We start from the raw sequence: 23,980 nt of genomic DNA, 5'->3' as shown, positions 1-23,980 counted from the left end.
GCGCCAAGGCGCGGGTTCTTAGTGTAACTGGAGGATGACTCAACGCTGAGTGTCGCCCACCGGTCTACCGCGCACATGGGATGCGTTTAGTAGTAGTAGACCGAGGAAGCGAACATTGCGAATCATTAACCATGCTCCAGATGAATGCGATTAAATACGATATGCCATTAGTGGTACTGGATTCAGAAATCAAAGTCAACACCTGGCCCCTTAAAAGCGCATGAAAATGGATTTGGCACTGCGTTCTATTTTAGTTAATCGTGCTGTAATTCCGTTAAAAATCAAAATAAGGTATTAGTGCTATTTCATACTTGACGTTGTTTGTGCCTTTCATGAACATTTCTTTGCAGTTGGTTATATTTTTACATTTTTGAAGAGGGTTTGCTATCCTGATGATTAGTCATAATTAATTTGTTGGGGTTATTATTTTTCTTAACTAATGCGACGAAATGATAAAATTAAGTTAAATTATATTGTTCGTGCTATTGAAATATCTCTGTTGGATCGCATTTATTGCTTAATGAGGCTGTATTGTGCATTCACGCTATTTATGTTTTGATTCTGGTCTGCCGTTTCATTTGGACGGGAACATATGATTTAGTGCTTTTTATGGGGTTGGAAAAATCCCGGCATTAAATTATCTTTATGTATTCCTATTTTGTTGAATTCCTCTTTTCCTTATCTTATATGCGTGATAAATCATATTTCTTTAGGTTATTGCTGCCGGGATAAATGGAATTTAGCATGATATCGGAGAAGGATATGTCAGAAGAACAAGTTGAAAACACCCATATTAGTGAGGTAACGAAACCGCAACTGCGCAAAGTTGATCTCAATTTGTTAACTATTTTTGATGCGGTTATGCAGGAACAAAATATCACGCGGGCAGCTCATTCTTTGGGAATGTCGCAACCGGCAGTGAGCAATGCCCTGGCCAGGCTTAAGGTCATGTTTAATGACGAACTCTTTGTGCGCTATGGTCGAGGAATACAGCCTACGGCACGCGCCTTCCAATTGTTTGGTTCGGTCAGGCAGGCGTTACAACTCGTGCAAAATGAACTGCCGGGATCGGGCTTTGAACCCGTGACCAGCGAGCGCGTTTTTAATCTTTGCGTGTGCAGTCCGCTTGATAATCTCCTCACTTCTGTCATCTACAATAGAGTGAATGAGGTTGCGCCGAATATACACCTGGCCTTTAAATCATCATTAAATCAAAATACAGAACACCAACTTCGTTACCAGGAAATAGAATTTGTCATCGGCTACGATGAATTTCGTCGACCAGAATTCTCATGCGTGCCGTTGTTTAAAGATGAGATGGTGCTGGTAGCCAGTAAAAAACATCCACGTATTAATGGGCCACTTCGTGAAAGTGATATTTATTGTGAACAGCACGCAGTAGTTGCGCTGGATCGTTATGCATCTTTTAGCCAGCCGTGGTATGACACGACGGATAAACAAACCTGTGTTGCTTATCAGGGAATGGCATTGACGAGTGTACTCAATGTGGTTTCTCAAACGCAGCTTGTGGCGATTGCCCCGCGTTGGTTAGCCGAAGAGTTTGCCGGGAAATTAGAGCTCCAGGTTTTACCTTTACCGTTAAAACTGAATAGCCGTACCTGTTATCTTTCATGGCATGAAGCGGCGGGACGGGATAAAGGCCACCAGTGGATGGAAGAGTTACTGGTCTCGGTTTGTCGCCGTTAAAAGGCATCCAATGCGTTGAATGCGCCGATGGCTGCTTTCTTCTGTTTGGCCATCCTGGCGCGAAATTTTATGCTGAGCTATTTTACTGGCGCATCAAATCGCGACGTAAAAATGCATGAATTACTGAGCAGGAAGTGATTCGAATGATGAATTATCATCGTCTTTGCTTATTACAGACAATTTCACCAATTCCCGCCTGTTAACCTTATTATTCCTCTTTTGGGGCAAGGTGAGATGAATCGTTTGCTAATTGCCTGCCAGATTTTCAGCGGTTATGGTAACTGCCATTCATAATCAGAATGCAGGGACTTCCTGTACTGAACAGAGCGACAAGACGGACATGCGTTCTGTCGTCAGTCGCCAAACCCAAGCCTGGAGGCAAACCATGGAGATGTTGTCTGGAGCCGAGATGGTCGTCCGATCGCTTATCGATCAGGGCGTGAAGCAAGTATTCGGTTATCCTGGGGGCGCGGTCCTCGATATTTACGATGCGCTACATACGGTCGGTGGAATCGATCATGTCCTGGTGCGCCATGAGCAGGCTGCTGTGCATATGGCTGATGGTCTGGCAAGGGCGACCGGTGAAGTTGGCGTTGTGCTCGTCACCTCCGGACCGGGAGCCACGAACGCCATCACCGGGATTGCAACAGCTTATATGGACTCGATTCCGTTGGTGGTTCTTTCAGGGCAGGTTGCGACCTCCCTCATCGGCTATGATGCTTTCCAGGAATGCGACATGGTGGGGATATCCCGCCCGGTGGTAAAACATAGTTTCCTGGTAAAACAGACCGAAGACATTCCTGGCGTGCTGAAAAAAGCGTTCTGGCTTGCTTCCAGTGGTCGTCCTGGCCCGGTCGTCGTCGATTTACCGAAAGATATTCTCAATCCAGCGAATAAACTCCCTTATGTATGGCCGGATTCGGTGAGTATGCGCTCCTATAACCCGACAACTCACGGTCATAAAGGGCAAATCAAACGTGCTTTGCAAACGCTGGTAGCGGCGAAACATCCCGTTGTCTATGTGGGCGGTGGTGCGATCACGTCTGCCTGCGAACCGCAACTGCGTACGCTGGCAGAGAAATTGAATCTTCCTGTGGTCTCGTCGCTTATGGGGCTGGGGGCGTTTCCGGCATCGCATCGTCAGGCGTTGGGTATGCTGGGTATGCACGGTACCTACGAAGCCAACATGACCATGCATCACTCGGATGTGATCTTTGCCGTTGGGGTGCGCTTTGATGACCGTACAACCAACAATCTGGCGAAGTACTGCCCGAATGCCACGGTTCTGCATATTGATATTGACCCGACATCGATTTCAAAGACCGTACAGGCAGATGTGCCGATTGTTGGGGATGCCCGGCTGGTACTTGAGCAGATGCTGGAGTTATTGGGGCAAGAAGAGTTTCAGCAACCCCTGGACGATATTCGCGATTGGTGGTTGCAGATTGAGCAATGGCGTGCCCGCCAGTGCCTGAAATACGACACGCAAAGTGAGAAGATCAAACCGCAGGCGGTGATCGAAACGATCTGGCGCTTAACGAAGGGTGACGCCTACGTCACTTCAGATGTTGGCCAGCATCAGATGTTTGCGGCGCTCTATTACCGTTTTGATAAACCGCGTCGCTGGATAAACTCTGGCGGTCTGGGCACGATGGGCTTTGGTCTGCCAGCCGCGCTGGGTGTGAAAATGGCGCTCCCGGATGAAACGGTTATCTGCGTTACGGGCGACGGCAGTATCCAGATGAATATTCAGGAGTTGTCTACCGCAATGCAATATGAGCTTCCGGTGCTGGTACTGAACCTGAACAACCGTTATCTGGGGATGGTGAAGCAGTGGCAGGATATGATCTATTCGGGTCGTCATTCACAATCGTATATGCAGTCGTTACCCGATTTTGCACGCGTAGCCGAAGCTTACGGTCATGTAGGGATCAATATAACCCGTCCGGAAGAACTTGAAGCGAAGCTGATTGAGGCGCTTGAGCAGGTTAAAAATAACCGCCTGGTCTTTGTCGATGTGACCGTCGACGGAAGTGAACATGTTTATCCGATGCAGATCCGTGGCGGTGGCATGGATGAAATGTGGTTGAGCAAAACGGAGAGGACCTGATTATGCGCCGGATATTATCTGTTTTACTGGAAAATGAATCAGGCGCGTTATCGCGCGTGATCGGCCTTTTTGCCCAGCGCGGCTATAACATTGAAAGTCTGACTGTGGCACCGACAGATGATCCGACGCTTTCGCGGATGACGATCCAGACAGTCGGGGATGCCAAAGTGCTGGAGCAAATTGAAAAGCAACTGCACAAGCTGGTGGATGTGTTACGTGTGAATGAGCTTGGGCAGGGCGCCTACGTTGAGCGCGAGATCATGCTGGTGAAAATCCAGGCCAGCGGATATGGCCGCGAAGAGGTCAAACGCAACGCGGAAATCTTCCGTGGGCAGATCATTGATGTTACGCCTTCTATTTATACGGTTCAGCTCGCCGGCACCAGTGATAAGCTTGATGCTTTTCTGGCGACCATTCGCGATGTGGCGAAAATTGTTGAGGTGGCGAGGTCTGGCGTAGTTGGTTTATCTCGCGGCGACAAAATCATGCGTTAGTGTTACGCATACGTCATTTTCCTGGCCTGGCGCTATCCGCTGGGCTTTTTTTTTGCGAAATCCGCCGGAAGCAAACACAAAAGCGGTTGCCGCAGTGTCTATTCTGCGCTTAGATGTTATGGAATTTAACCTATATCCCTAAAAAGGTTATGGAGTATCTTTTATTTTTTGAGGGGCAATTGTGAAACTGGATGAAATCGCCCGGCTAGCCGGCGTCTCACGTACCACGGCAAGCTATGTCATTAATGGAAAGGCAAAGCAATATCGTGTCAGCGATAAAACCGTCGAGAAAGTTATGGCGGTCGTACGTGAGCATAATTACCACCCGAATGCGGTGGCGGCTGGGTTGCGAGCGGGACGTACTCGCTCCATTGGGCTGGTTATTCCGGATTTGGAGAACACCAGTTATACGCGGATTGCGAATTATCTGGAACGTCAGGCGCGTCAGCGCGGTTATCAACTACTTATCGCCTGCTCGGAAGATCAGCCAGATAACGAAATGCGCTGTATTGAACATCTGCTTCAGCGCCAGGTCGACGCCATAATCGTTTCAACATCGTTGCCGCCGGAGCATCCTTTCTATCAGCGTTGGGCCAATGACGCGTTTCCAATAGTCGCACTTGACCGCGCGCTGGATCGTGAACACTTCACCAGCGTTGTCGGCGCCGATCAGGACGACTCGGAAATGCTGGCGGCGGAATTACGTAAATTCCCGGCAGAAAAAGTACTGTATCTGGGCGCGTTACCTGAGCTTTCTGTCAGCTTTTTACGTGAACAGGGCTTTCGTTCGGCCTGGAAGGACGATCCGCGCGAAGTGGATTATCTCTATGCCAATAGCTATGAGCGTGAAGCCGCTGCACAGTTATTTGAAAAATGGCTGGAAACACACAGCATGCCGCAGGCGCTGTTTACTACCTCTTTTGCACTGTTACAAGGTGTGCTGGACGTTACGCTACGCCGAGATGGTAAGCTACCGTCTGATCTGGCCATTGCTACTTTTGGTGATCATGAACTGCTGGACTTCCTGCAATGCCCGGTTCTGGCGGTGGCACAGCGTCATCGTGATGTTGCTGAGCGCGTGCTGGAGATTGTACTGGCAAGTCTGGACGAGCCGCGTAAACCTAAAGCGGGTTTGAGCCGTATTCGTCGCAACCTCTACCGTCGTGGTGTATTAAGCCGCGTTTAGTAATCCAATAAAGGCAGTCATTGCTGCCTTTTTGTTGCGAATGAAAGGCGATAATTAATTTTATAGCCAATTCAGATAAATCCTTATTTTTAAGGCCGTTAATTTAATTAATTTGCCTTATTTCACCTGTGACACATTTTAAAGTAATTAAGACGTAACGGAACGTGTCCCCTGTATTACTTTGTTACATTTCCCGCTGTAATCGTTGAAATAACAACCGCTTTTTGATTATGGGCTTTAACCCTACGGTTTTTCTTATCGCTTCCGCGGCGCGCAAGCGCTATCTGGCACTGTTATCTGCCTGCAATATGTCTTAAAATGCCGCCCGCGTCGCAAACTGACACTTTATATTTGGCACGCATGAAATAACTGGTTTTTAACGCCCCAATGCATATTCAGTTTTTTTCTTACAAATATTCATGACGTTAATTTGCCTCATTAGTTGAGCGGTATTTCACCAAAGTGGAATGTAACCGCGAATAAGGGATCTTTTATTCTGGTTAGCCTTTGCACTGGCTTGACAAGCTTTTCCTCCGCTCCGTAAACTCCTTCGGTGGGGATTTGTGGGATAAAGTGGTGAAATAGGTCACTCAGGGGTGGGGCTGGTATGTTCCGTGGAGCTACATTAGTCAATCTCGACAGCAAAGGCCGGTTAGCCGTGCCGACCCGTTATCGGGATTTGCTGCTGGAGAAAGCTTCCGGTCAAATGGTTTGTACCATTGACATACGTCACACCTGCCTGCTGCTTTACCCCTTACCCGAATGGGAAATTATTGAGCAAAAATTGTCGCGTCTGTCGAGCATGGATCCGCAAGAGCGCCGGGTACAACGTCTCTTGTTGGGGCATGCCAGCGAATGTCAGATGGATAACGCAGGGCGCTTATTAATCGCGCCCGTTTTGCGGCAACACGCCGGGCTGACGAAAGAAGTGATGCTGGTCGGACAGTTCAATAAGTTTGAACTGTGGGACGAAACGACCTGGTATCAACAGGTCAAGGAAGATATCGACGCTGAGCAAACGGGTACTGAGATACTTTCAGACCGGTTGCAGGATTTGTCTCTGTAATGATGATGGAAAATTTTAAACACACAACGGTGCTACTGGATGAGGCCGTTAATGGCCTGAACATTCGTCCGGATGGCATTTACATTGATGGCACTTTTGGCCGCGGTGGTCACTCACGCCTGATCCTCTCCCAACTGGGAGCGGAAGGACGTTTGCTGGCTATTGACCGTGATCCAGAAGCGATTGCCGTCGCAAAAACCATTGATGATCCCCGCTTTTCCATCGTACATGGTCCTTTTTCCGCGCTGGCTGAGTATGTCAGCGAGCGTGGCCTCACCGGTAAGATCGACGGAATTCTGCTCGATCTTGGTGTCTCTTCTCCGCAACTCGATGACGCTGAACGCGGTTTTTCCTTTATGCGTGACGGTCCGCTTGACATGCGTATGGACCCCACCCGCGGTCAATCTGCTGCGGAGTGGTTACGAACGGCCGATGAGGCCGATATCGCATGGGTGATAAAAACCTTTGGTGAAGAGCGCTTTGGTAAACGCATCGCGCGCGCCATCGTTGAACGTAACCGTGAAGAACCGATGACCCGCACCAAAGAGCTGGCTGCGGTGGTGGCGGCAGCGACACCGGTGAAAGATAAATTCAAACATCCTGCGACCCGTACCTTCCAGGCGGTGCGCATCTGGGTAAACAGTGAACTGGAGGAGATAGAGCTGGCGCTAAAAAGCTCGATCGACGTATTGGCCCCGGGAGGGCGGCTCTCGATCATCAGTTTCCACTCGCTGGAAGACCGCATTGTAAAACGTTTTATGCGTGAACAAAGCCGCGGTCCGCAGGTTCCGGCAGGGTTACCGATGACGGAAGAGCAACTCAGGAAACTGGGCGGACGTCAGTTACGAGCACTAGGCAAGTTGATGCCGGGCGAAGAAGAAGTGGCTGAAAATCCACGTGCCCGTAGTTCAGTTCTGCGTATTGCAGAGAGGACGAACGCATGATCGGCAGAGTGTCAGAGACCCTTAGCAAAGTTAAAGTGTCGTTAGGAAGCAACGAGCGCCATGCCTTGCCTGGCGTGATCGGCGACGACCTTTTGCGATTTGGGAAACTGCCACTCTGCCTGTTCATTTGCATCATCATGACGGCGGTGACGGTTGTCACCACTTCGCATCATACCCGTCTGTTGACGGCCCAGCGTGAACAACTCGTGCTGGAGCGCGATGCGCTGGATATCGAATGGCGCAACTTGATCCTTGAAGAGAATGCGCTCGGCGATCATAGCCGGGTTGAGCGGATCGCGACCGAGAAGCTGCAAATGCAGCATGTCGATCCGTCCCAGGAAAACATTGTTGTACAGAAATAAGGAACCACGCGACGCATGAAAGCCGCAGCGGTTAAAACGCCAAAACCGAAACGCCAGGAAGAACAGGCCAGCTTTGTGAGCTGGCGTTTTGCCTTGCTTTGCGGCTGCATTTTGCTGGCGCTGGGCTTTTTGCTGGGCCGCGTCGCGTATTTGCAAATTGTAAACCCCGATATGCTGGTGCGTGAAGGGGATATGCGCTCGCTGCGCGTTCAGGAAGTCGCCACCTCGCGCGGCATGATTACCGATCGTTCCGGACGTCCGCTGGCAGTGAGTGTGCCGGTCAAAGCTATTTGGGCCGACCCGAAAGAGGTGCAGGATGCCGGTGGCGTAACGCTCGATAATCGCTGGAAAGCCCTGTCCGACGCCTTGACCATCCCGCTCGATCAGCTTTCCTCGCGCATTAATGCGAACCCGAAAGGGCGCTTTATCTACCTGGCGCGTCAGGTGAACCCCGACCTTGGCGAGTACATTAAAAAGCTTAAGCTGCCGGGCATTCACCTTCGCGAAGAGTCGCGCCGTTATTACCCTTCGGGCGAAGTAACTGCTCACCTTATCGGCTTTACTAACGTCGACAGTGAAGGCATCGAAGGGGTTGAGAAAAGCTTTGATAAGTGGCTGACCGGTCAACCGGGTGAACGTATTGTACGCAAAGACCGTTATGGCCGCGTGATTGAGGATATCTCCTCCACTGACAGCCAGGCGGCGCATAACCTTGCGCTGAGCATTGACGAACGTCTCCAGGCACTGGTCTACCGCGAACTGAATAATGCGGTGGCATTTAACAAAGCGGAATCGGGTAGTGCTGTGCTGGTGGATGTGAGCACCGGCGAAGTACTGGCGATGGCGAATAGCCCCTCTTACAACCCGAACAATTTTACCGGTACCGCGAAAGACGCCATGCGTAACCGCGCGATTACCGACGTCTTCGAACCGGGTTCGACGGTTAAACCCATGGTAGTGATGACCGCGCTCCAGCGTGGCGTCGTGACACCTAACACCGTGTTGAACACTATTCCTTATCGAATTAACGGCCACGAAATCAAAGACGTGGCGCGCTACAGCGAATTGACCCTGACCGGGGTACTACAGAAGTCGAGTAACGTTGGTGTTTCTAAACTGGCGTTAGCGATGCCGTCCTCAGCGTTAGTAGATACTTACTCACGTTTTGGACTGGGAAAGGCGACCAATTTGGGGTTGGTCGGAGAACGCAGTGGCTTATTTCCTCAAAAACAACGGTGGTCTGACATAGAGAGGGCCACCTTCTCTTTCGGCTACGGGCTAATGGTAACGCCGTTACAGTTAGCGCGAGTCTATGCAACCATCGGCAGCTACGGTGTGTACCGTCCGCTGTCGATAACCAAAGTTGATCCACCTGTTCCGGGCGAACGCATCTTCAATGAGTCTATCGTACGCAATGTTGTACATATGATGGAGAGCGTGGCCCTGCCGGGCGGCGGCGGTGTGAAAGCGGCGATTAAAGGCTACCGCATCGCAATTAAGACCGGTACGGCGAAGAAGGTGGGGCCGGATGGCCGCTACATCAACAAATACATTGCTTATACCGCGGGTGTTGCGCCCGCCAGTAATCCACGCTTTGCGCTGGTGGTCGTTATTAACGATCCACAAGCAGGTAAATACTACGGTGGCGCCGTTTCTGCGCCGGTGTTTGGTGCCATCATGGGCGGTGTTTTACGCACCATGAACATCGAGCCGGATGCACTGACAACGGGCGATAAGAATGAATTCGTAATTAATCAAGGCGAGGGGACAGGTGGCAGATCGTAATTTGCGCGACCTTCTTGCTCCGTGGGTGCCAGGTGCGCCGGAGCGAGCACTGCGAGAAATGACACTCGACAGCCGGGTAGCGGCGTCGGGTGATCTTTTTGTGGCAGTAGTGGGTCATCAGGCGGACGGGCGTCGATATATCCCGCAGGCGATTGCGCAAGGTGTGGCTGCCATTATTGCCGAGGCTAAAGATGAGGCTACTGACGGCGAAATTCGCGAGATGCACGGCGTTCCGGTTATCTATCTGAGCCAGTTAAATGAGCGTCTTTCTGCGCTGGCGGGGCGTTTTTATAACGAGCCTTCTGAGCAACTGCGTCTGATTGGTGTGACCGGCACTAACGGTAAAACCACGACTACGCAATTGCTGGCGCAATGGAGCCAATTGCTTGGCGAAACCAGCGCGGTAATGGGCACGGTGGGGAATGGTCTGTTGGGCAAAGTTATCCCATCGGAAAATACCACCGGTTCCGCCGTTGACGTACAGCATGTGATTGCAAGCCTTGCTCAGCAAGGCGCAACTTTCGCCGCGATGGAAGTCTCCTCTCACGGTCTGGTTCAACACCGCGTGGCGGCGTTGAAATTCGCCGCGTCTGTCTTCACGAACCTGAGCCGCGATCATCTGGACTATCACGGTGACATGGCCAATTACGAAGCGGCTAAATGGCTGCTGTTTTCTGCTCACCATTTCGGCCAGGCCATCGTCAATGCGGATGATGAAGTCGGACGCCGTTGGTTAGCAAAACTGCCTGATGCAGTCGCCGTGTCGATGGAAGACCATATCAACCCGAATTGCCATGGCCGCTGGCTGAAAGCAACCGAGGTGGTGTACCACGATGGCGGTGCTACTATCCGCTTTGCCTCCTCCTGGGGCGAGGGCGAGATTGAAAGCCGTTTGATGGGCGCCTTTAACGTCAGCAACCTGCTGCTGGCGCTCTCGACACTGCTGGCGCTGGGCTATCCGCTGGCCGATTTAATCAATACTGGCGCACGTCTGCAGCCGGTATGCGGGCGTATGGAAGTGTTCAGCGCGCCGGGCAAACCGACCGTGGTGGTGGATTATGCCCACACTCCGGATGCGCTGGAAAAAGCGCTGCAGGCAGCACGACTGCACTGCACCGGAAATCTGTGGTGCGTATTTGGCTGCGGTGGCGATCGTGATAAAGGCAAACGTCCGTTGATGGGCGCAATTGCCGAACAGTTCGCTGATATTCCGGTCGTGACGGATGACAATCCGCGTACCGAAGAGCCGCGCGCCATCATCGACGATATTCTGGCGGGCATGCTCGATCCGGGCCGTGCACATGTGATGGAAGGCCGAGCAGAAGCGGTTACCAACACCATCATGCAAGCGAAAGAAAATGACGTTGTCCTGCTCGCAGGTAAAGGTCACGAAGATTATCAGATTGTCGGTAGCCACCGTCTCGATTATTCAGACCGTGTAACCGCGGCGCGTCTGTTGGGAGTCCTCGCATGATTAGCGTAACGCTTAGCCAGCTCAGCGGCATTTTGCATGGCGAACTGCATGGTGCAGACGCAACCATTGAGGCGGTCACTACGGACACCCGCAAGCTGACCTCTGGTTGCCTGTTTGTGGCGCTGAAAGGCGAACGTTTCGATGCCCACGATTTCGCTGATAAAGCAAAAGAGGGCGGTGCTGGCGCGCTGTTAGTCAGTCGCAAACTGGATATCGACCTGCCGCAACTGGTGGTGAAGGATACCCGTCTCGCCTTTGGCGAACTGGCAGCCTGGGTTCGCCAGCAGGTTCCTGTTCGCGTTGTGGCGCTGACCGGCTCGTCTGGCAAAACCTCGGTGAAAGAGATGACGGCCGCCATCCTCAGCGAATGTGGCAATACGCTCTATACCGCCGGGAACCTGAACAATGACATCGGTGTGCCGATGACCCTGCTGCGCCTGACAAATGAACATCAGTATGCAGTGATTGAACTTGGCGCTAATCACCAGGGTGAAATCGCCTGGACTGTGTCGCTGACCCGCCCGGAAGCGGCGCTGGTTAACAATCTTGCGGCAGCGCATCTTGAAGGGTTTGGCTCTCTGGCCGGGGTGGCAAAGGCTAAAGGCGAGATTTATACCGGCCTGCCTGCCAACGGCATCGCTATTATGAATGCCGATAACAATGACTGGCTGAACTGGCAGAACATCATTGGCGATCGCAAAGTCTGGCGTTTCTCGCCAAATGCCGCCAACAGCGATTTTACCGCGACCAATATTCATGTGACCTCCCACGGTACTGAATTTACGCTGCAAACCCCAACGGGCGGTATTGATGTCACGTTGCCATTACCCGGGCGCCACAATATCGCGAATGCGCTGGCCGCAACCGCGCTGGCGATGGCGGTAGGGGCACCGCATGACGCAGTGAAAAAAGGTCTGGCAAATCTGAAAGCTGTTCCGGGGCGTCTTTTCCCGGTGCAACTTGGAGAAAACCAATTACTGCTGGACGACAGCTACAACGCGAACGTGGGGTCGATGACGGCGGCAGCGCATGTGCTAGCTGAAATGCCAGGCTATCGGGTCATGGTGGTCGGCGACATGGCGGAATTGGGTGATGAAAGCGAGGCGTGTCACATTCAGGTGGGTGAAACGGCAAAAGCTGTTGGTATCGACCATGTGTTAAGCGTCGGCAAGCTCAGTAAAGCCATCAGTGATGCCAGTGGCGTTGGCGAGCATTTTGATGATAAGGCGGCAATGATTGCGCGTTTAGAGGCGCTGATTGCCGAGAAGCAAATTATTACCATTTTGGTGAAAGGTTCACGTAGTGCCGCCATGGAAGAGGTCGCACGCGCATTACAGGAGAAAAGGGCATGTTAGTTTGGCTGGCCGAACATTTGGTCAAATATTATTCTGGCTTTAACGTCTTCTCCTATTTGACGTTTCGCGCCATCGTCAGCCTGCTGACTGCGCTCTTCATCTCTTTATGGATGGGGCCGCGCATGATTGCCCGTCTGCAAAAACTCTCTTTTGGCCAGGTCGTGCGTAACGATGGTCCGGAGTCGCATTTCAGTAAACGCGGTACGCCGACCATGGGCGGCATCATGATTCTGACAGCGATCGTGGTTTCTGTGCTGCTGTGGGCTTACCCGTCCAATCCATACGTCTGGTGCGTTCTGGTTGTCCTGGTTGGCTACGGCATTATTGGTTTTGTCGATGACTACCGCAAAGTGGTGCGCAAAGACACGAAAGGCCTGATTGCGCGCTGGAAATATTTCTGGATGTCGGTGATTGCCCTGGGCGTCGCCTTTGCATTGTACCTTGCAGGCAACGATACGCCCGCTACGCAACTGGTGGTGCCGTTCTTTAAAGATGTTATGCCGCAATTGGGCATTTTCTACATCCTGCTGGCTTATTTCGTGATTGTAGGAACAGGTAACGCGGTCAACCTGACTGACGGCCTGGATGGTCTGGCGATTATGCCCACCGTGTTTGTGGCGGCGGGTTTTGCGTTAGTGGCCTGGGCGACAGGTAACATGAACTTTGCCAGTTATCTGCACATTCCGTATCTGCGTCATGCGGGCGAGCTGGTTATCGTCTGTACGGCAATTGTCGGCGCGGGGCTGGGATTTCTGTGGTTTAACACCTATCCGGCTCAGGTCTTTATGGGGGATGTGGGCTCGCTGGCGTTAGGCGGTGCACTGGGCATTATCGCCGTGCTGCTGCGTCAGGAATTCCTGTTGGTCATTATGGGCGGCGTCTTCGTCGTCGAAACCCTGTCTGTCATTTTGCAGGTTGGGTCGTTCAAATTGCGTGGTCAGCGTATTTTCCGTATGGCGCCGATTCACCATCACTATGAACTGAAAGGCTGGCCGGAGCCGCGCGTTATTGTGCGCTTCTGGATTATTTCGCTGATGCTGGTCCTGATTGGCCTGGCAACGCTCAAGGTACGTTAATCATGGCAGATTACCAGGGTAAAAAAGTCGTCATTATTGGTCTTGGTCTGACGGGACTCTCGTGCGTGGAATTTTTCCGCGCGCGCGGCGTAACGCCGAAAGTGATGGATACCCGCGTTTCGCCTCCGGGGTTGGATAAGCTCCCCGAAGAGGTGGAGCGCTATCTTGGTGGTCTGAATGATGACTGGCTGCTGGCGGCCGATCTGATCGTCGCGAGCCCTGGGATCGCTCTGGCGCATCCGTCGCTGAGCGCAGCGGCAGATGCGGGCGTAGAGATCGTTGGTGATATTGAGCTTTTTTGCCGTGAAGCGCAGGCGCCGATCGTGGCGATCACCGGGTCGAATGGCAAAAGCACAGTCACCACGCTGGTTGGCGAAATGGCGAAATCCGCCGGCAAGAACGTCGGCGTTGGCGGCAATATTGGCCTGCCCGCGCTGATGCTGCTGGAATCTGCCTGCGATCTTTACGTGTTGGAACTTTCGAGCTTCCAGCTTGAAACCACATCCAGCCTGCATGCAGCGGCGGCGACCATCCTCAACGTTACCGAAGATCATATGGACAGGTATCCGTTTGGTCTCCAGCAGTACCGTGCGGCGAAACTGCGTGTTTATGAAAATGCGAAGGTTTGCGTGGTGAATGCAGATGACGCGCTGACCATGCCAGTGCGTGGTGCGGATGAGCGCTGCGTCAGCTTTGGCGTAGATGTCGGTGATTACCATCTCAATCGCCAGCAGGGGGAAACCTGGCTGCGCGTGAAAGGTGAGAAGGTGCTGAACGTTAAAGAAATGAAGCTTAGCGGCCAGCACAATTATACGAACGCGCTGGCGGCGCTGGCCCTGGCCGATGCCGTGGGGTTACCGCGCGCCAGCAGCCTGAAAGCGTTGACCACGTTTACTGGTCTGGCGCACCGCTTCCAGTTGGCGCTGGAGCACAACGGCGTGCGCTGGATTAACGATTCCAAAGCGACCAATGTCGGCAGTACTGAGGCGGCACTGAACGGCCTGCATGTAGATGGCACGCTGCACCTGCTGCTCGGTGGCGACGGTAAATCGGCAGATTTCTCTCCGCTGAAACGTTATCTCCAAGGCAGTAATGTTCGCTTGTATTGCTTTGGCCGTGACGGCGCAGAACTGGCTACGTTGCGTCCGGAAATTACCGATCAAACACAGGATATGGAACAGGCGATGCGCCTGATTGCGACGCGTGTGCAACCGGGCGATATGGTGTTGTTATCACCCGCCTGCGCCAGCCTTGATCAATTTAAGAATTTTGAACAGCGTGGCGATGTCTTTACCCGCCTGGCGCAGGAGTTAGGTTGATGCGTTTAAGTCTCCCCCGCCCGAGAATGCCGCACCTGCCAGGATTTGGGATCCTGAGCTGGTTATTTGGGGCATTAAAAGGTTGGGTGATGGGCTCACGCCAGAAGGACAACGACAGCCTGGTCATGTACGACCGCACGCTGTTCTGGCTGACGCTGGGCCTGGCGGCGATCGGATTCATCATGGTGACTTCGGCATCCATGCCGGTAGGGCAGCGACTGACGGCAGACCCATTTTTCTTTGCCAAACGCCATGCGCTGTATCTGTTTCTGGCATTTTGTCTGGGGCTGGTAACGCTGCGATTGCCGATGGAGTTCTGGCAGCGCTGGAGCTCGGTAATGCTGGTGGCCGCCATTGTCATGCTGCTGGTAGTTCTGGTGGTGGGTAGCTCAATCAACGGGGCATCGCGCTGGATTGACCTTGGGGTGATGCGTTTCCAGCCTGCGGAATTTACCAAGCTGTCGCTGTTTTGTTATCTGGCGAACTACCTGGTGCGTAAGGTTGATGAGGTGCGCAATAACTTGCGCGGCTTCCTTAAACCGATGGGCGTCATTATGGTGCTCGCCGTGCTGCTGCTGGCACAGCCTGACCTCGGGACCGTGGTTGTGCTCTTTATTACCACGCTGGCGATGTTATTCCTGGCGGGGGCAAAACTGTGGCAGTTCATCGCCATTATCGGCTCTGGTATTGCAGCGGTGATTCTGCTGATTTTGGCTGAGCCATACCGTATTCGTCGTGTGACATCGTTCTGGAATCCCTGGGATGATCCGTTTGGTAGCGGCTACCAGCTAACGCAGTCGCTGATGGCATTTGGTCGCGGTGAGCTGTGGGGCCAGGGGCTTGGGAACTCGGTACAAAAGCTGGAATATCTGCCCGAAGCACATACCGACTTCATCTTCGCCATTATCGGCGAAGAACTGGGTTATATCGGTGTGGTACTGGCACTTTTAATGGTATTCTTCGTCGCTTTCCGCGCCATGTCCATCGGACGCAAGGCGCTGGAAATCGATCAGCGGTTTTCGGGTTTTCTGGCCTGCTCGATCGGCATTTGGTTCAGCTTCCAGGCATTAGTAAACGTTGGCGCAGCCGCAGGTATGCTGCCGACTAAAGGGCTGACTTTGCCGCTCATCAGTTATGGCGGCTCCAGTTTATTGATTATGTCGACGGCCATCATGCTGTTGTTACGTATTGATTATGAAACGCGTCTGGAAAAAGCCCAGGCGTTTACACGAGGTTCACGATGAGCGGTCAACCGAAGCGGTTAATGGTGATGGCAGGCGGTACCGGCGGGCATGTGTTCCCCGGGCTTGCGGTTGCGCACCATTTAATGGATCAGGGCTGGCAAGTGCGCTGGCTTGGAACCGCCGATCGCATGGAAGCCGACCTGGTACCGAAACACGGTATCGAGATTGACTTCATCCGTATCTCCGGCCTTCGCGGCAAAGGGGTGAAAGCCCTGCTGCTTGCGCCGTTGAGAATTTTTAACGCCTGGCGTCAGGCGCGCGCCATTATGCAGCGCTTCAAGCCAGACGTAGTGCTGGGCATGGGCGGTTATGTCTCTGGCCCTGGCGGGTTAGCCGCATGGTCGCTAGGTATTCCCGTCGTGCTGCATGAGCAAAACGGTATCGCAGGGCTGACTAACAAATGGCTGGCGAAGATCGCCACCAAAGTTATGCAGGCCTTCCCGGGCGCATTCCCGAAAGCCGAGGTAGTAGGTAACCCGGTCCGTGTGGATGTACTGGCGCTGCCATTGCCGCAAGAACGATTGCCGGGCCGTGAAGGGCCGGTGCGGGTTCTGGTGGTGGGTGGTTCGCAGGGGGCGCGCGTACTGAATCAGACGATACCGCTGGTCGCGGCAAAACTGGGCAGCGCGGTGACTATCTGGCATCAGAGTGGAAAGGGGGCTCAGCAAACCGTTGAGCAGGCCTACGCCGATGCTGGTCAGCCTCAGCATAAAGTGACCGAGTTTATTGATGATATGGCGCAGGCCTATGCCTGGGCGGACGTTGTGGTATGCCGCTCTGGCGCACTGACGGTCAGTGAGATCGCTGCCGCAGGCCTGCCTGCGTTATTTGTTCCATTCCAGCATAAGGATAGACAGCAGTACTGGAATGCGCTGCCGCTGGAAAAAGCGGGTGCGGCGAAGATTCTGGAGCAGCCGCAATTTACGGTCGATGCCGTGGCAGAGACACTTGCAGGCTGGAACCGGGAAGCATTACTGGAAATGGCCGAGCGCGCACGCGCCGCCGCCATTCCCGATGCCACTGAACGAGTGGCAAAAGAAGTGAGTCTTGCAGCACAGGCTTAATACTGGCGACGCCTTTTGCGTCGCGCGAATTTGAAGTGGTAGATGGCGTTTAGAGAATGAATACACAACAACTGGCGAAACTGCGTTCAATCGTGCCCGAGATGCGTCGCGTCCGGCACATTCACTTTGTCGGCATTGGCGGTGCTGGCATGGGCGGTATTGCCGAAGTTTTGGCTAACGAAGGTTATCAAATCAGCGGTTCTGATTTGGCGCCGAATCCGGTAACGCAGCAGTTGGCGTCGCTTGGCGCGACAATCTATTTCAACCATCGCCCGGAGAACGTTAGCGATGCGAGTGTTGTCGTTGTGTCCAGCGCGATTGCAGCGGATAACCCGGAAATCGTAGCCGCGAATGAAGCGCGCATCCCGGTGATTCGCCGTGCCGAAATGCTGGCAGAGCTGATGCGCTTTCGCCACGGTATCGCTATCGCCGGTACGCATGGCAAAACGACAACCACGGCTATGGTTGCCAGTATTTACGCCGAAGGTGGGCTTGATCCTACCTTCGTGAATGGCGGTCTGGTGAAAGCGGCAGGCGTACATGCGCGTCTGGGCAACAGCCGTTATCTGATTGCGGAAGCAGACGAGAGTGATGCGTCATTCCTCCATCTGCAACCGATGGTGGCGATTGTCACCAATATCGAAGCTGACCATATGGACACCTACCAGGGTGACTTCGAGAATTTAAAAACGACGTTTATCAACTTCCTGCACAACCTGCCGTTCTATGGTCGCGCGGTGATGTGCGTTGACGATCCGGTTATTCGCGAATTATTACCGCGAGTGGGTCGTCAGCTCACCACATACGGCTTTAGCCAGGATGCGGATGTACGCATTGAAAACTATCAACAGAAAGGCGCGCAAGGGCATTTCACCCTGATTCGCCAGGACAAGCCGGAACTGCATGTCACGCTCAATGCGCCGGGCCGCCATAATGCGCTTAATGCAGCGGCTGCGGTCGCGGTGGCGACTGAGGAAGGCATCGATGACGAAGATATTCTGAGCGCGCTGGAGAGCTTCCAGGGCACCGGTCGTCGTTTTGATTTCCTGGGTGAGTTTCCGCTGGAACCCGTTAACGGTAAACCAGGGACTGCCATGCTGGTGGATGATTACGGTCATCACCCGACGGAAGTGGATGCCACCATTAAAGCGGCACGCGCGGGCTGGCCGGATAAAAATCTGGTGATGGTCTTCCAGCCGCATCGCTTTACCCGTACGCGCGATCTGTATGACGATTTTGCCAATGTTCTGACCCAGGTCGATTCGCTGCTGATGCTGGATGTTTACTCTGCGGGCGAAACGCCGATTCCGGGAGCGGACAGCCGTTCCCTGTGCCGTACCATTCGCGGCCGTGGAAAAATCGACCCGATTCTGGTGTCCGATCCGGCTCAAACCGCGGCAATGCTGGCTCCGGTTCTGACCGGTAATGATTTGATACTGATTCAGGGCGCAGGCAATGTCGGTAAGATTGCGCGTCAACTGGCGGAAGTGAAACTCAAGCCGCAACAGGAGGACGAGCGCAATGGCTGATAAAGTCGCGGTCCTGCTGGGCGGGGTTTCTGCTGAGCGTGAGGTGTCATTAAACTCCGGCGCTGCGGTGCTTGCGGGTTTACGTGAGGGGGGCGTTGATGCCCACCCGATTGACCCGCGTGATGTGGATGTCACTCGCCTGAAAGCGATGGGCTTCGATAAGGCATTCATTGCGCTGCACGGGCGTGGCGGCGAAGACGGTACGCTGCAAGGATTGCTGGAGATAACAGGGGTGCCCTATACCGGCAGCGGTGTTATGGCGTCGGCAATCTCAATGGATAAATTGCGCAGTAAATTGCTCTGGCAAGGTGCAGGGTTACCGGTCGCCCCGTGGGTTGCATTAACACGCAGCGAATTTGAATCGGGACTCAATAACGACGTTATTCAGCGCATTGATGCGTTAGGTTTACCGGTTATCGTTAAACCGAGCCGTGAAGGCTCAAGTGTCGGGATGTCAAAAGTTGAAGAATCTGGTGCGTTAACGGCTGCGTTAGCGCTTGCCTTTCAACATGATGATGAAGTTCTTATCGAAAAATGGCTAAGTGGACCCGAATTTACAGTTGCCATGCTCGGAAAAGAAATTTTACCGTCAATTCGCATTCAGCCCGCTGGAACCTTCTATGATTATGAGGCGAAGTATCTCTCTGATGAGACAAAATATTTCTGTCCGTCAGGTCTGGAAGCAGAAGATGAGGCCAATTTACAAAACCTGGTACTGAAAGCCTGGCGTGCGCTGGGATGTCGGGGCTGGGGAAGAATTGACGCTATGTTAGACAGTGATGGGCAGTTTTATCTGCTGGAAGCCAATACCGCGCCGGGTATGACGAGTCATAGCCTGGTCCCGATGGCAGCGCGACAGGCGGGGTTAACCTTCTCGCAGTTGGTCGTGCGAATTCTGGAACTGGCGGAGTGATATGTCTCAGGCTGCGCTGAACACGAGAAATCGCGATGTCGAGGAAATGCCTTCCTCCCGTCGTAATAATGGAACGCGTCTTGCAGGAATCCTGTTCCTGCTGACGGTGTTGTGTACCGTGTTGGCTAGCGGCTGGGTAGTCCTGGGCTGGATGGAAGATGCGCAACGTTTACCGTTGTCGAAGCTGGTGCTGACAGGCGATCGTCATTACACCCGCAACGACGACATTCGCCAGTCAATTCTGGCGCTTGGCGCACCCGGCACGTTTATGACGCAGGATGTCAATATTATCCAGAGCCAGATTGAACGTCTGCCCTGGATAAAGCAGGCGAGTGTCAGAAAGCAATGGCCTGATGAATTGAAGATTCATCTGGTTGAATATGTGCCCATAGCACGTTGGAATGATCAGCATATGGTGGACATGGACGGTAATTCGTTCAGCGTTCCTGCGGATCGAACCAGCAAGCAGGTTTTACCCATGCTGTATGGCCCGGAAGGGAGTGAGAGCGAAGTTTTACAGGGCTTCCATGACATGGGGCAGGTGCTGGCGAAGGATAAATTCACGTTGAAAGAGGCGGCGATGACTGCCCGGCGGTCGTGGCAGGTGACGCTAAATAACGATATTAAGCTCAACCTCGGCCGTGGCGATACGATGAAACGCCTGGCGCGCTTTGTCGAACTGTATCCGGTTCTGCAACAGCAGGCGCAGGCGGATCACAAAGAAATCAGTTACGTGGATTTACGCTATGACTCTGGCGCGGCGGTAGGTTGGAAGCCGGCCCCAGTTCAGGACCCTAATCAGCAACAGAATCAGGCACAGGCAGAACAATAATGATCAAGGCGACGGACAGAAAACTGGTAGTAGGACTGGAGATTGGTACCGCGAAGGTAGCCGCTTTGGTAGGGGAAGTTCTGCCCGACGGTATGATCAATATCATCGGAGTGGGAAGCTGCCCGTCCCGTGGTATGGATAAAGGTGGCGTTAACGACCTGGAGTCTGTGGTGAAATGCGTTCAGCGCGCCATCGATCAGGCCGAATTGATGGCAGATTGCCAGATTTCCTCTGTTTATCTGGCGTTATCGGGTAAACATATTAGCTGCCAGAATGAAATTGGTATGGTGCCGATTTCAGAAGAGGAAGTGACGCAGGAAGATGTAGAAAATGTGGTGCACACGGCGAAATCGGTGCGTGTGCGTGATGAACACCGCGTTCTGCATGTCATTCCTCAGGAATATGCCATTGATTACCAGGAAGGTATCAAAAACCCGGTAGGTCTTTCGGGTGTGCGTATGCAGGCGAAAGTACATCTGATCACTTGCCATAACGATATGGCGAAAAACATTGTTAAAGCCGTGGAACGTTGTGGTCTGAAAGTTGACCAACTTATTTTCGCCGGACTGGCGTCCAGTTATTCCGTATTGACGGAAGATGAACGTGAGCTGGGTGTCTGCGTTGTAGACATCGGTGGTGGTACAATGGACATGGCCGTTTATACAGGCGGAGCGCTGCGCCATACGAAAGTGATCCCGTATGCGGGGAATGTCGTGACCAGCGATATCGCTTATGCGTTCGGTACGCCACCCAGCGATGCAGAAGCCATTAAAGTTCGCCATGGTTGCGCACTGGGCTCCATTGTAGGTAAAGACGAAAGCGTCGAAGTACCGAGTGTAGGTGGGCGTCCACCGCGCAGTTTGCAGCGCCAGACGCTGGCCGACGTGATTGAGCCGCGTTATACCGAGTTGCTCAATCTGGTGAATGATGAGATTTTGCAGTTACAAGAGCAGCTTCGTCAGCAAGGGGTGAAACATCATCTGGCGGCGGGGATTGTGTTAACGGGCGGAGCAGCGCAAATTGAAGGTCTTGCGGCCTGTGCTCAGCGCGTATTCCATACGCAGGTGCGTATTGGTGCGCCGCTCAATATTACAGGTTTAACGGATTACGCCCAGGAGCCGTACTACTCAACGGCGGTGGGATTGCTGCACTACGGGAAAGAAACCCATCTCAGTGGTGAAGCAGAAGTGGAAAAACGTGCATCAGTCGGCTCGTGGTTTAAACGAATCAACAGCTGGCTGCGTAAAGAATTTTAATTTTCAGAGACCGAAAACATTAGCGGTCTCAGGCGACAGGCACAAAACGGAGAGAAATTATGTTTGAACCTATGGAACTGACCAACGACGCGGTGATTAAAGTCATCGGCGTCGGTGGCGGCGGCGGTAATGCCGTTGAACACATGGTGCGCGAGCGCATTGAGGGTGTTGAATTCTTCGCAGTGAATACCGATGCGCAAGCGTTGCGTAAGACTGCGGTGGGTCAGACCATTCAGATCGGTGGTGGTATCACCAAAGGTCTGGGCGCTGGGGCTAACCCGGAAGTCGGTCGTAATGCGGCTGAAGAAGACCGTGAAGCACTGCGCGCTGCGCTTGATGGTGCAGACATGGTCTTTATCGCAGCGGGTATGGGCGGCGGCACCGGCACGGGTGCGGCACCGGTCGTTGCAGAAGTGGCTAAAGATTTGGGTATCCTGACGGTTGCTGTCGTGACCAAGCCTTTCAATTTTGAAGGCAAGAAGCGTATGGCATTTGCTGAACAGGGTATCGCCGAGCTGTCCAAACATGTGGACTCGCTGATTACAATCCCGAACGATAAACTGCTGAAAGTTCTCGGTCGTGGTATCTCTCTGCTGGATGCATTCGGTGCGGCTAACGACGTACTGAAAGGCGCGGTGCAGGGTATCGCCGAACTGATTACCCGTCCGGGTCTGATGAACGTCGACTTTGCTGACGTGCGTACCGTGATGTCCGAAATGGGCTATGCCATGATGGGTTCTGGTGTCGCGAGAGGCGAAGACCGCGCGGAAGAAGCTGCGGAAATGGCGATCTCCTCTCCGCTGCTGGAAGATATCGATCTGTCTGGTGCGCGCGGCGTGCTGGTTAACATCACCGCGGGCTTCGACCTGCGTCTCGATGAGTTCGAAACGGTGGGTAACACTATTCGTGCATTCGCTTCTGACAATGCTACTGTTGTTATTGGTACATCGTTGGATCCGGATATGAATGATGAGCTGCGTGTGACTGTTGTTGCAACCGGTATTGGTATGGACAAACGTCCGGAAATTACTCTGGTGACCAACAAACAGCAGCAGCAACCGGTGATGGACCGCTACCAGCAGCATGGTATGTCGACGATGCAGCAGGAGCAGAAACCTCAATCTAAAGTGGTCAACGACAATACGCCGCAGACGACTAAGGAACCGGATTACCTGGATATTCCAGCGTTTTTGCGTAAGCAAGCTGATTAAGAATACGCTGGAAGTTGGGCATCTTCGCTCTTTGTGCTAAACTGCCCCACCGATTGTGTAGTACACTTCGGTTGGATAGTTAATTAGGCGAGATTATACGATGATCAAACAAAGGACACTTAAACGTATCGTTCAGGCGACTGGTGTCGGTTTACATACCGGCAAGAAAGTCACACTGACGTTGCGCCCTGCGCCGGCCAACACCGGGGTCATCTATCGTCGCACTGACTTGAATCCACCGGTAGATTTCCCGGCTGATGCTAAATCTGTGCGTGATACAATGCTCTGTACGTGTCTGGTGAACGAGCATGACGTGCGGATTTCAACCGTAGAGCACCTTAATGCTGCTCTGGCCGGTCTGGGTATCGACAACATTATTGTTGAGGTCGATGCGCCGGAAATCCCGATTATGGATGGTAGTGCTGCACCGTTCGTTTATCTTCTGCTGGACGCAGGCATCGAAGAGCTGCGCAGTGCGAAGAAATTCGTGCGAATCAAAGAGACGGTCCGCGTTGAAGACGGTGATAAATGGGCAGAGTTTAAACCGTTTAACGGTTTCTCTCTCGATTTCACCATCGACTTTAACCACCCGGCCATTGATGCCAGCACCCAGCGTTACGCGATGAACTTTTCTGCCGACGCGTTTATGCGCCAGATTAGCCGCGCGCGTACCTTCGGTTTCATGCGTGATATCGAATATCTGCAGTCCCGTGGTTTGTGCCTGGGCGGTAGCTTCGATTGTGCCATCGTTGTTGACGATTATCGCGTATTGAACGAAGACGGCCTGCGTTTTGAAGACGAATTCGTTCGTCACAAAATGCTCGACGCGATTGGTGACTTGTTCATGTGTGGTCACAATATCATCGGTGCGTTTACCGCATATAAATCTGGTCACGCGCTGAACAACAAACTGTTGCAGGCGGTCCTGGCGAAACAGGAAGCCTGGGAATTTGTGACCTTCGAAGACGATGCGGAACTGCCATTGGCGTTCAAAGCACCGACGATGGTTCTGGCGTAATACCAGACAATAAGTAAGACCTGAATTCGACTGGT

The 23,980-nt window shown here is 52.9% G+C and carries 21 protein-coding genes; 20 read left to right on the top strand and 1 reads right to left on the bottom strand.

The genetic code is table 11. The features are described 5' to 3' along the window. Positions 1 to 39: 39 nt before the first annotated feature. Entirely contained in the window at positions 40 to 126 is an 87-nt protein-coding gene (gene leuL / locus MRY16398_RS31325) for a leu operon leader peptide (RefSeq protein ID WP_103244949.1), read from the bottom strand. A 636-nt stretch (positions 127 to 762) separates the two neighbouring features. Here leuL and leuO point away from each other — a divergent pair. From leuO to lpxC, 20 genes are all read left to right on the top strand, one after another. Then, a complete protein-coding gene (leuO, locus tag MRY16398_RS24180) occupies positions 763 to 1,707 on the top strand; it encodes a transcriptional regulator LeuO (protein WP_052249223.1) in 945 nt (314 codons plus the stop codon). 385 nt (positions 1,708 to 2,092) lie between these two features. Then, on the top strand, positions 2,093 to 3,817 hold the full coding sequence (ilvI, locus tag MRY16398_RS24175; RefSeq protein WP_071193644.1) for an acetolactate synthase 3 large subunit: 1,725 nt from the start codon (positions 2,093 to 2,095) through the stop codon (positions 3,815 to 3,817). A gap of 2 nt (positions 3,818 to 3,819) precedes the next feature. Further along, positions 3,820 to 4,311 (top strand): acetolactate synthase small subunit, encoded by a 492-nt coding sequence (gene ilvN, locus MRY16398_RS24170; protein ID WP_039078357.1) that lies wholly within the window; start codon positions 3,820 to 3,822, stop codon positions 4,309 to 4,311. Between the two features lie 181 nt (positions 4,312 to 4,492). Continuing rightward, the gene (gene cra, locus MRY16398_RS24165; protein ID WP_107224054.1) at positions 4,493 to 5,497 is read left to right on the top strand and encodes a catabolite repressor/activator; all 1,005 of its coding nucleotides are present in this window, start codon (positions 4,493 to 4,495) and stop codon (positions 5,495 to 5,497) included. A gap of 607 nt (positions 5,498 to 6,104) precedes the next feature. Next, positions 6,105 to 6,563, top strand: coding sequence for a division/cell wall cluster transcriptional repressor MraZ (gene mraZ / locus MRY16398_RS24160; RefSeq protein ID WP_039078359.1), 459 nt, complete (start codon positions 6,105 to 6,107; stop codon positions 6,561 to 6,563). A gap of 2 nt (positions 6,564 to 6,565) precedes the next feature. After that, the gene (rsmH, locus tag MRY16398_RS24155) at positions 6,566 to 7,507 is read left to right on the top strand and encodes a 16S rRNA (cytosine(1402)-N(4))-methyltransferase RsmH (protein WP_039078470.1); all 942 of its coding nucleotides are present in this window, start codon (positions 6,566 to 6,568) and stop codon (positions 7,505 to 7,507) included. Then, the gene (gene ftsL / locus MRY16398_RS24150; RefSeq protein WP_039078360.1) at positions 7,504 to 7,869 is read left to right on the top strand and encodes a cell division protein FtsL; all 366 of its coding nucleotides are present in this window, start codon (positions 7,504 to 7,506) and stop codon (positions 7,867 to 7,869) included. Before rsmH ends, ftsL begins: the two co-directional genes overlap by 4 nt. 15 nt (positions 7,870 to 7,884) lie before the next feature. Continuing rightward, the gene (locus MRY16398_RS24145) at positions 7,885 to 9,654 is read left to right on the top strand and encodes a peptidoglycan glycosyltransferase FtsI (protein ID WP_039078361.1); all 1,770 of its coding nucleotides are present in this window, start codon (positions 7,885 to 7,887) and stop codon (positions 9,652 to 9,654) included. After that, positions 9,641 to 11,128, top strand: coding sequence for a UDP-N-acetylmuramoyl-L-alanyl-D-glutamate--2,6-diaminopimelate ligase (gene murE / locus MRY16398_RS24140; protein WP_039078362.1), 1,488 nt, complete (start codon positions 9,641 to 9,643; stop codon positions 11,126 to 11,128). Before MRY16398_RS24145 ends, murE begins: the two co-directional genes overlap by 14 nt. Beyond that, positions 11,125 to 12,483 (top strand): UDP-N-acetylmuramoyl-tripeptide--D-alanyl-D-alanine ligase, encoded by a 1,359-nt coding sequence (gene murF / locus MRY16398_RS24135; protein WP_125125334.1) that lies wholly within the window; start codon positions 11,125 to 11,127, stop codon positions 12,481 to 12,483. The genes murE and murF overlap by 4 nt, the downstream gene beginning before the upstream one ends. Then, positions 12,477 to 13,559, top strand: a complete 1,083-nt coding sequence (gene mraY / locus MRY16398_RS24130; protein WP_039078364.1) for a phospho-N-acetylmuramoyl-pentapeptide-transferase — start codon at positions 12,477 to 12,479, stop codon at positions 13,557 to 13,559. Before murF ends, mraY begins: the two co-directional genes overlap by 7 nt. Positions 13,560 to 13,561: 2 nt before the next feature. Further along, a complete protein-coding gene (gene murD, locus MRY16398_RS24125; protein WP_125125333.1) occupies positions 13,562 to 14,878 on the top strand; it encodes a UDP-N-acetylmuramoyl-L-alanine--D-glutamate ligase in 1,317 nt (438 codons plus the stop codon). Further along, positions 14,878 to 16,122, top strand: a complete 1,245-nt coding sequence (ftsW, locus tag MRY16398_RS24120) for a cell division protein FtsW (RefSeq protein ID WP_047371825.1) — start codon at positions 14,878 to 14,880, stop codon at positions 16,120 to 16,122. Before murD ends, ftsW begins: the two co-directional genes overlap by 1 nt. Next, positions 16,119 to 17,186 (top strand): undecaprenyldiphospho-muramoylpentapeptide beta-N-acetylglucosaminyltransferase, encoded by a 1,068-nt coding sequence (murG, locus tag MRY16398_RS24115; protein WP_039078367.1) that lies wholly within the window; start codon positions 16,119 to 16,121, stop codon positions 17,184 to 17,186. Before ftsW ends, murG begins: the two co-directional genes overlap by 4 nt. Before the next feature lie 56 nt (positions 17,187 to 17,242). Further along, the gene (murC, locus tag MRY16398_RS24110) at positions 17,243 to 18,715 is read left to right on the top strand and encodes a UDP-N-acetylmuramate--L-alanine ligase (protein WP_039078368.1); all 1,473 of its coding nucleotides are present in this window, start codon (positions 17,243 to 17,245) and stop codon (positions 18,713 to 18,715) included. Further along, positions 18,708 to 19,628: a D-alanine--D-alanine ligase gene (locus MRY16398_RS24105; RefSeq protein WP_108702036.1), complete on the top strand. Its 921-nt coding sequence runs from the start codon at positions 18,708 to 18,710 to the stop codon at positions 19,626 to 19,628. The genes murC and MRY16398_RS24105 overlap by 8 nt, the downstream gene beginning before the upstream one ends. Before the next feature lies 1 nt (position 19,629). Continuing rightward, the gene (gene ftsQ / locus MRY16398_RS24100; RefSeq protein ID WP_039078370.1) at positions 19,630 to 20,460 is read left to right on the top strand and encodes a cell division protein FtsQ; all 831 of its coding nucleotides are present in this window, start codon (positions 19,630 to 19,632) and stop codon (positions 20,458 to 20,460) included. Then, complete coding sequence (gene ftsA / locus MRY16398_RS24095; RefSeq protein ID WP_039078371.1) at positions 20,460 to 21,716, top strand: cell division protein FtsA; 1,257 nt, start codon at positions 20,460 to 20,462, stop codon at positions 21,714 to 21,716. Before ftsQ ends, ftsA begins: the two co-directional genes overlap by 1 nt. A gap of 59 nt (positions 21,717 to 21,775) precedes the next feature. Then, on the top strand, positions 21,776 to 22,927 hold the full coding sequence (gene ftsZ, locus MRY16398_RS24090; RefSeq protein WP_039078372.1) for a cell division protein FtsZ: 1,152 nt from the start codon (positions 21,776 to 21,778) through the stop codon (positions 22,925 to 22,927). Between the two features lie 100 nt (positions 22,928 to 23,027). Next, positions 23,028 to 23,945, top strand: coding sequence for a UDP-3-O-acyl-N-acetylglucosamine deacetylase (lpxC, locus tag MRY16398_RS24085; RefSeq protein WP_039078373.1), 918 nt, complete (start codon positions 23,028 to 23,030; stop codon positions 23,943 to 23,945). Positions 23,946 to 23,980: the final 35 nt, after the last annotated feature.

The organism is Phytobacter sp. MRY16-398 (genome assembly GCF_003925915.1).
Lineage (GTDB): Bacteria > Pseudomonadota > Gammaproteobacteria > Enterobacterales > Enterobacteriaceae > Phytobacter > Phytobacter diazotrophicus.
The sequence above is the reverse complement of the archived record's forward strand: the minus strand, read 5'-3'. Positions and strand labels throughout refer to the sequence as shown.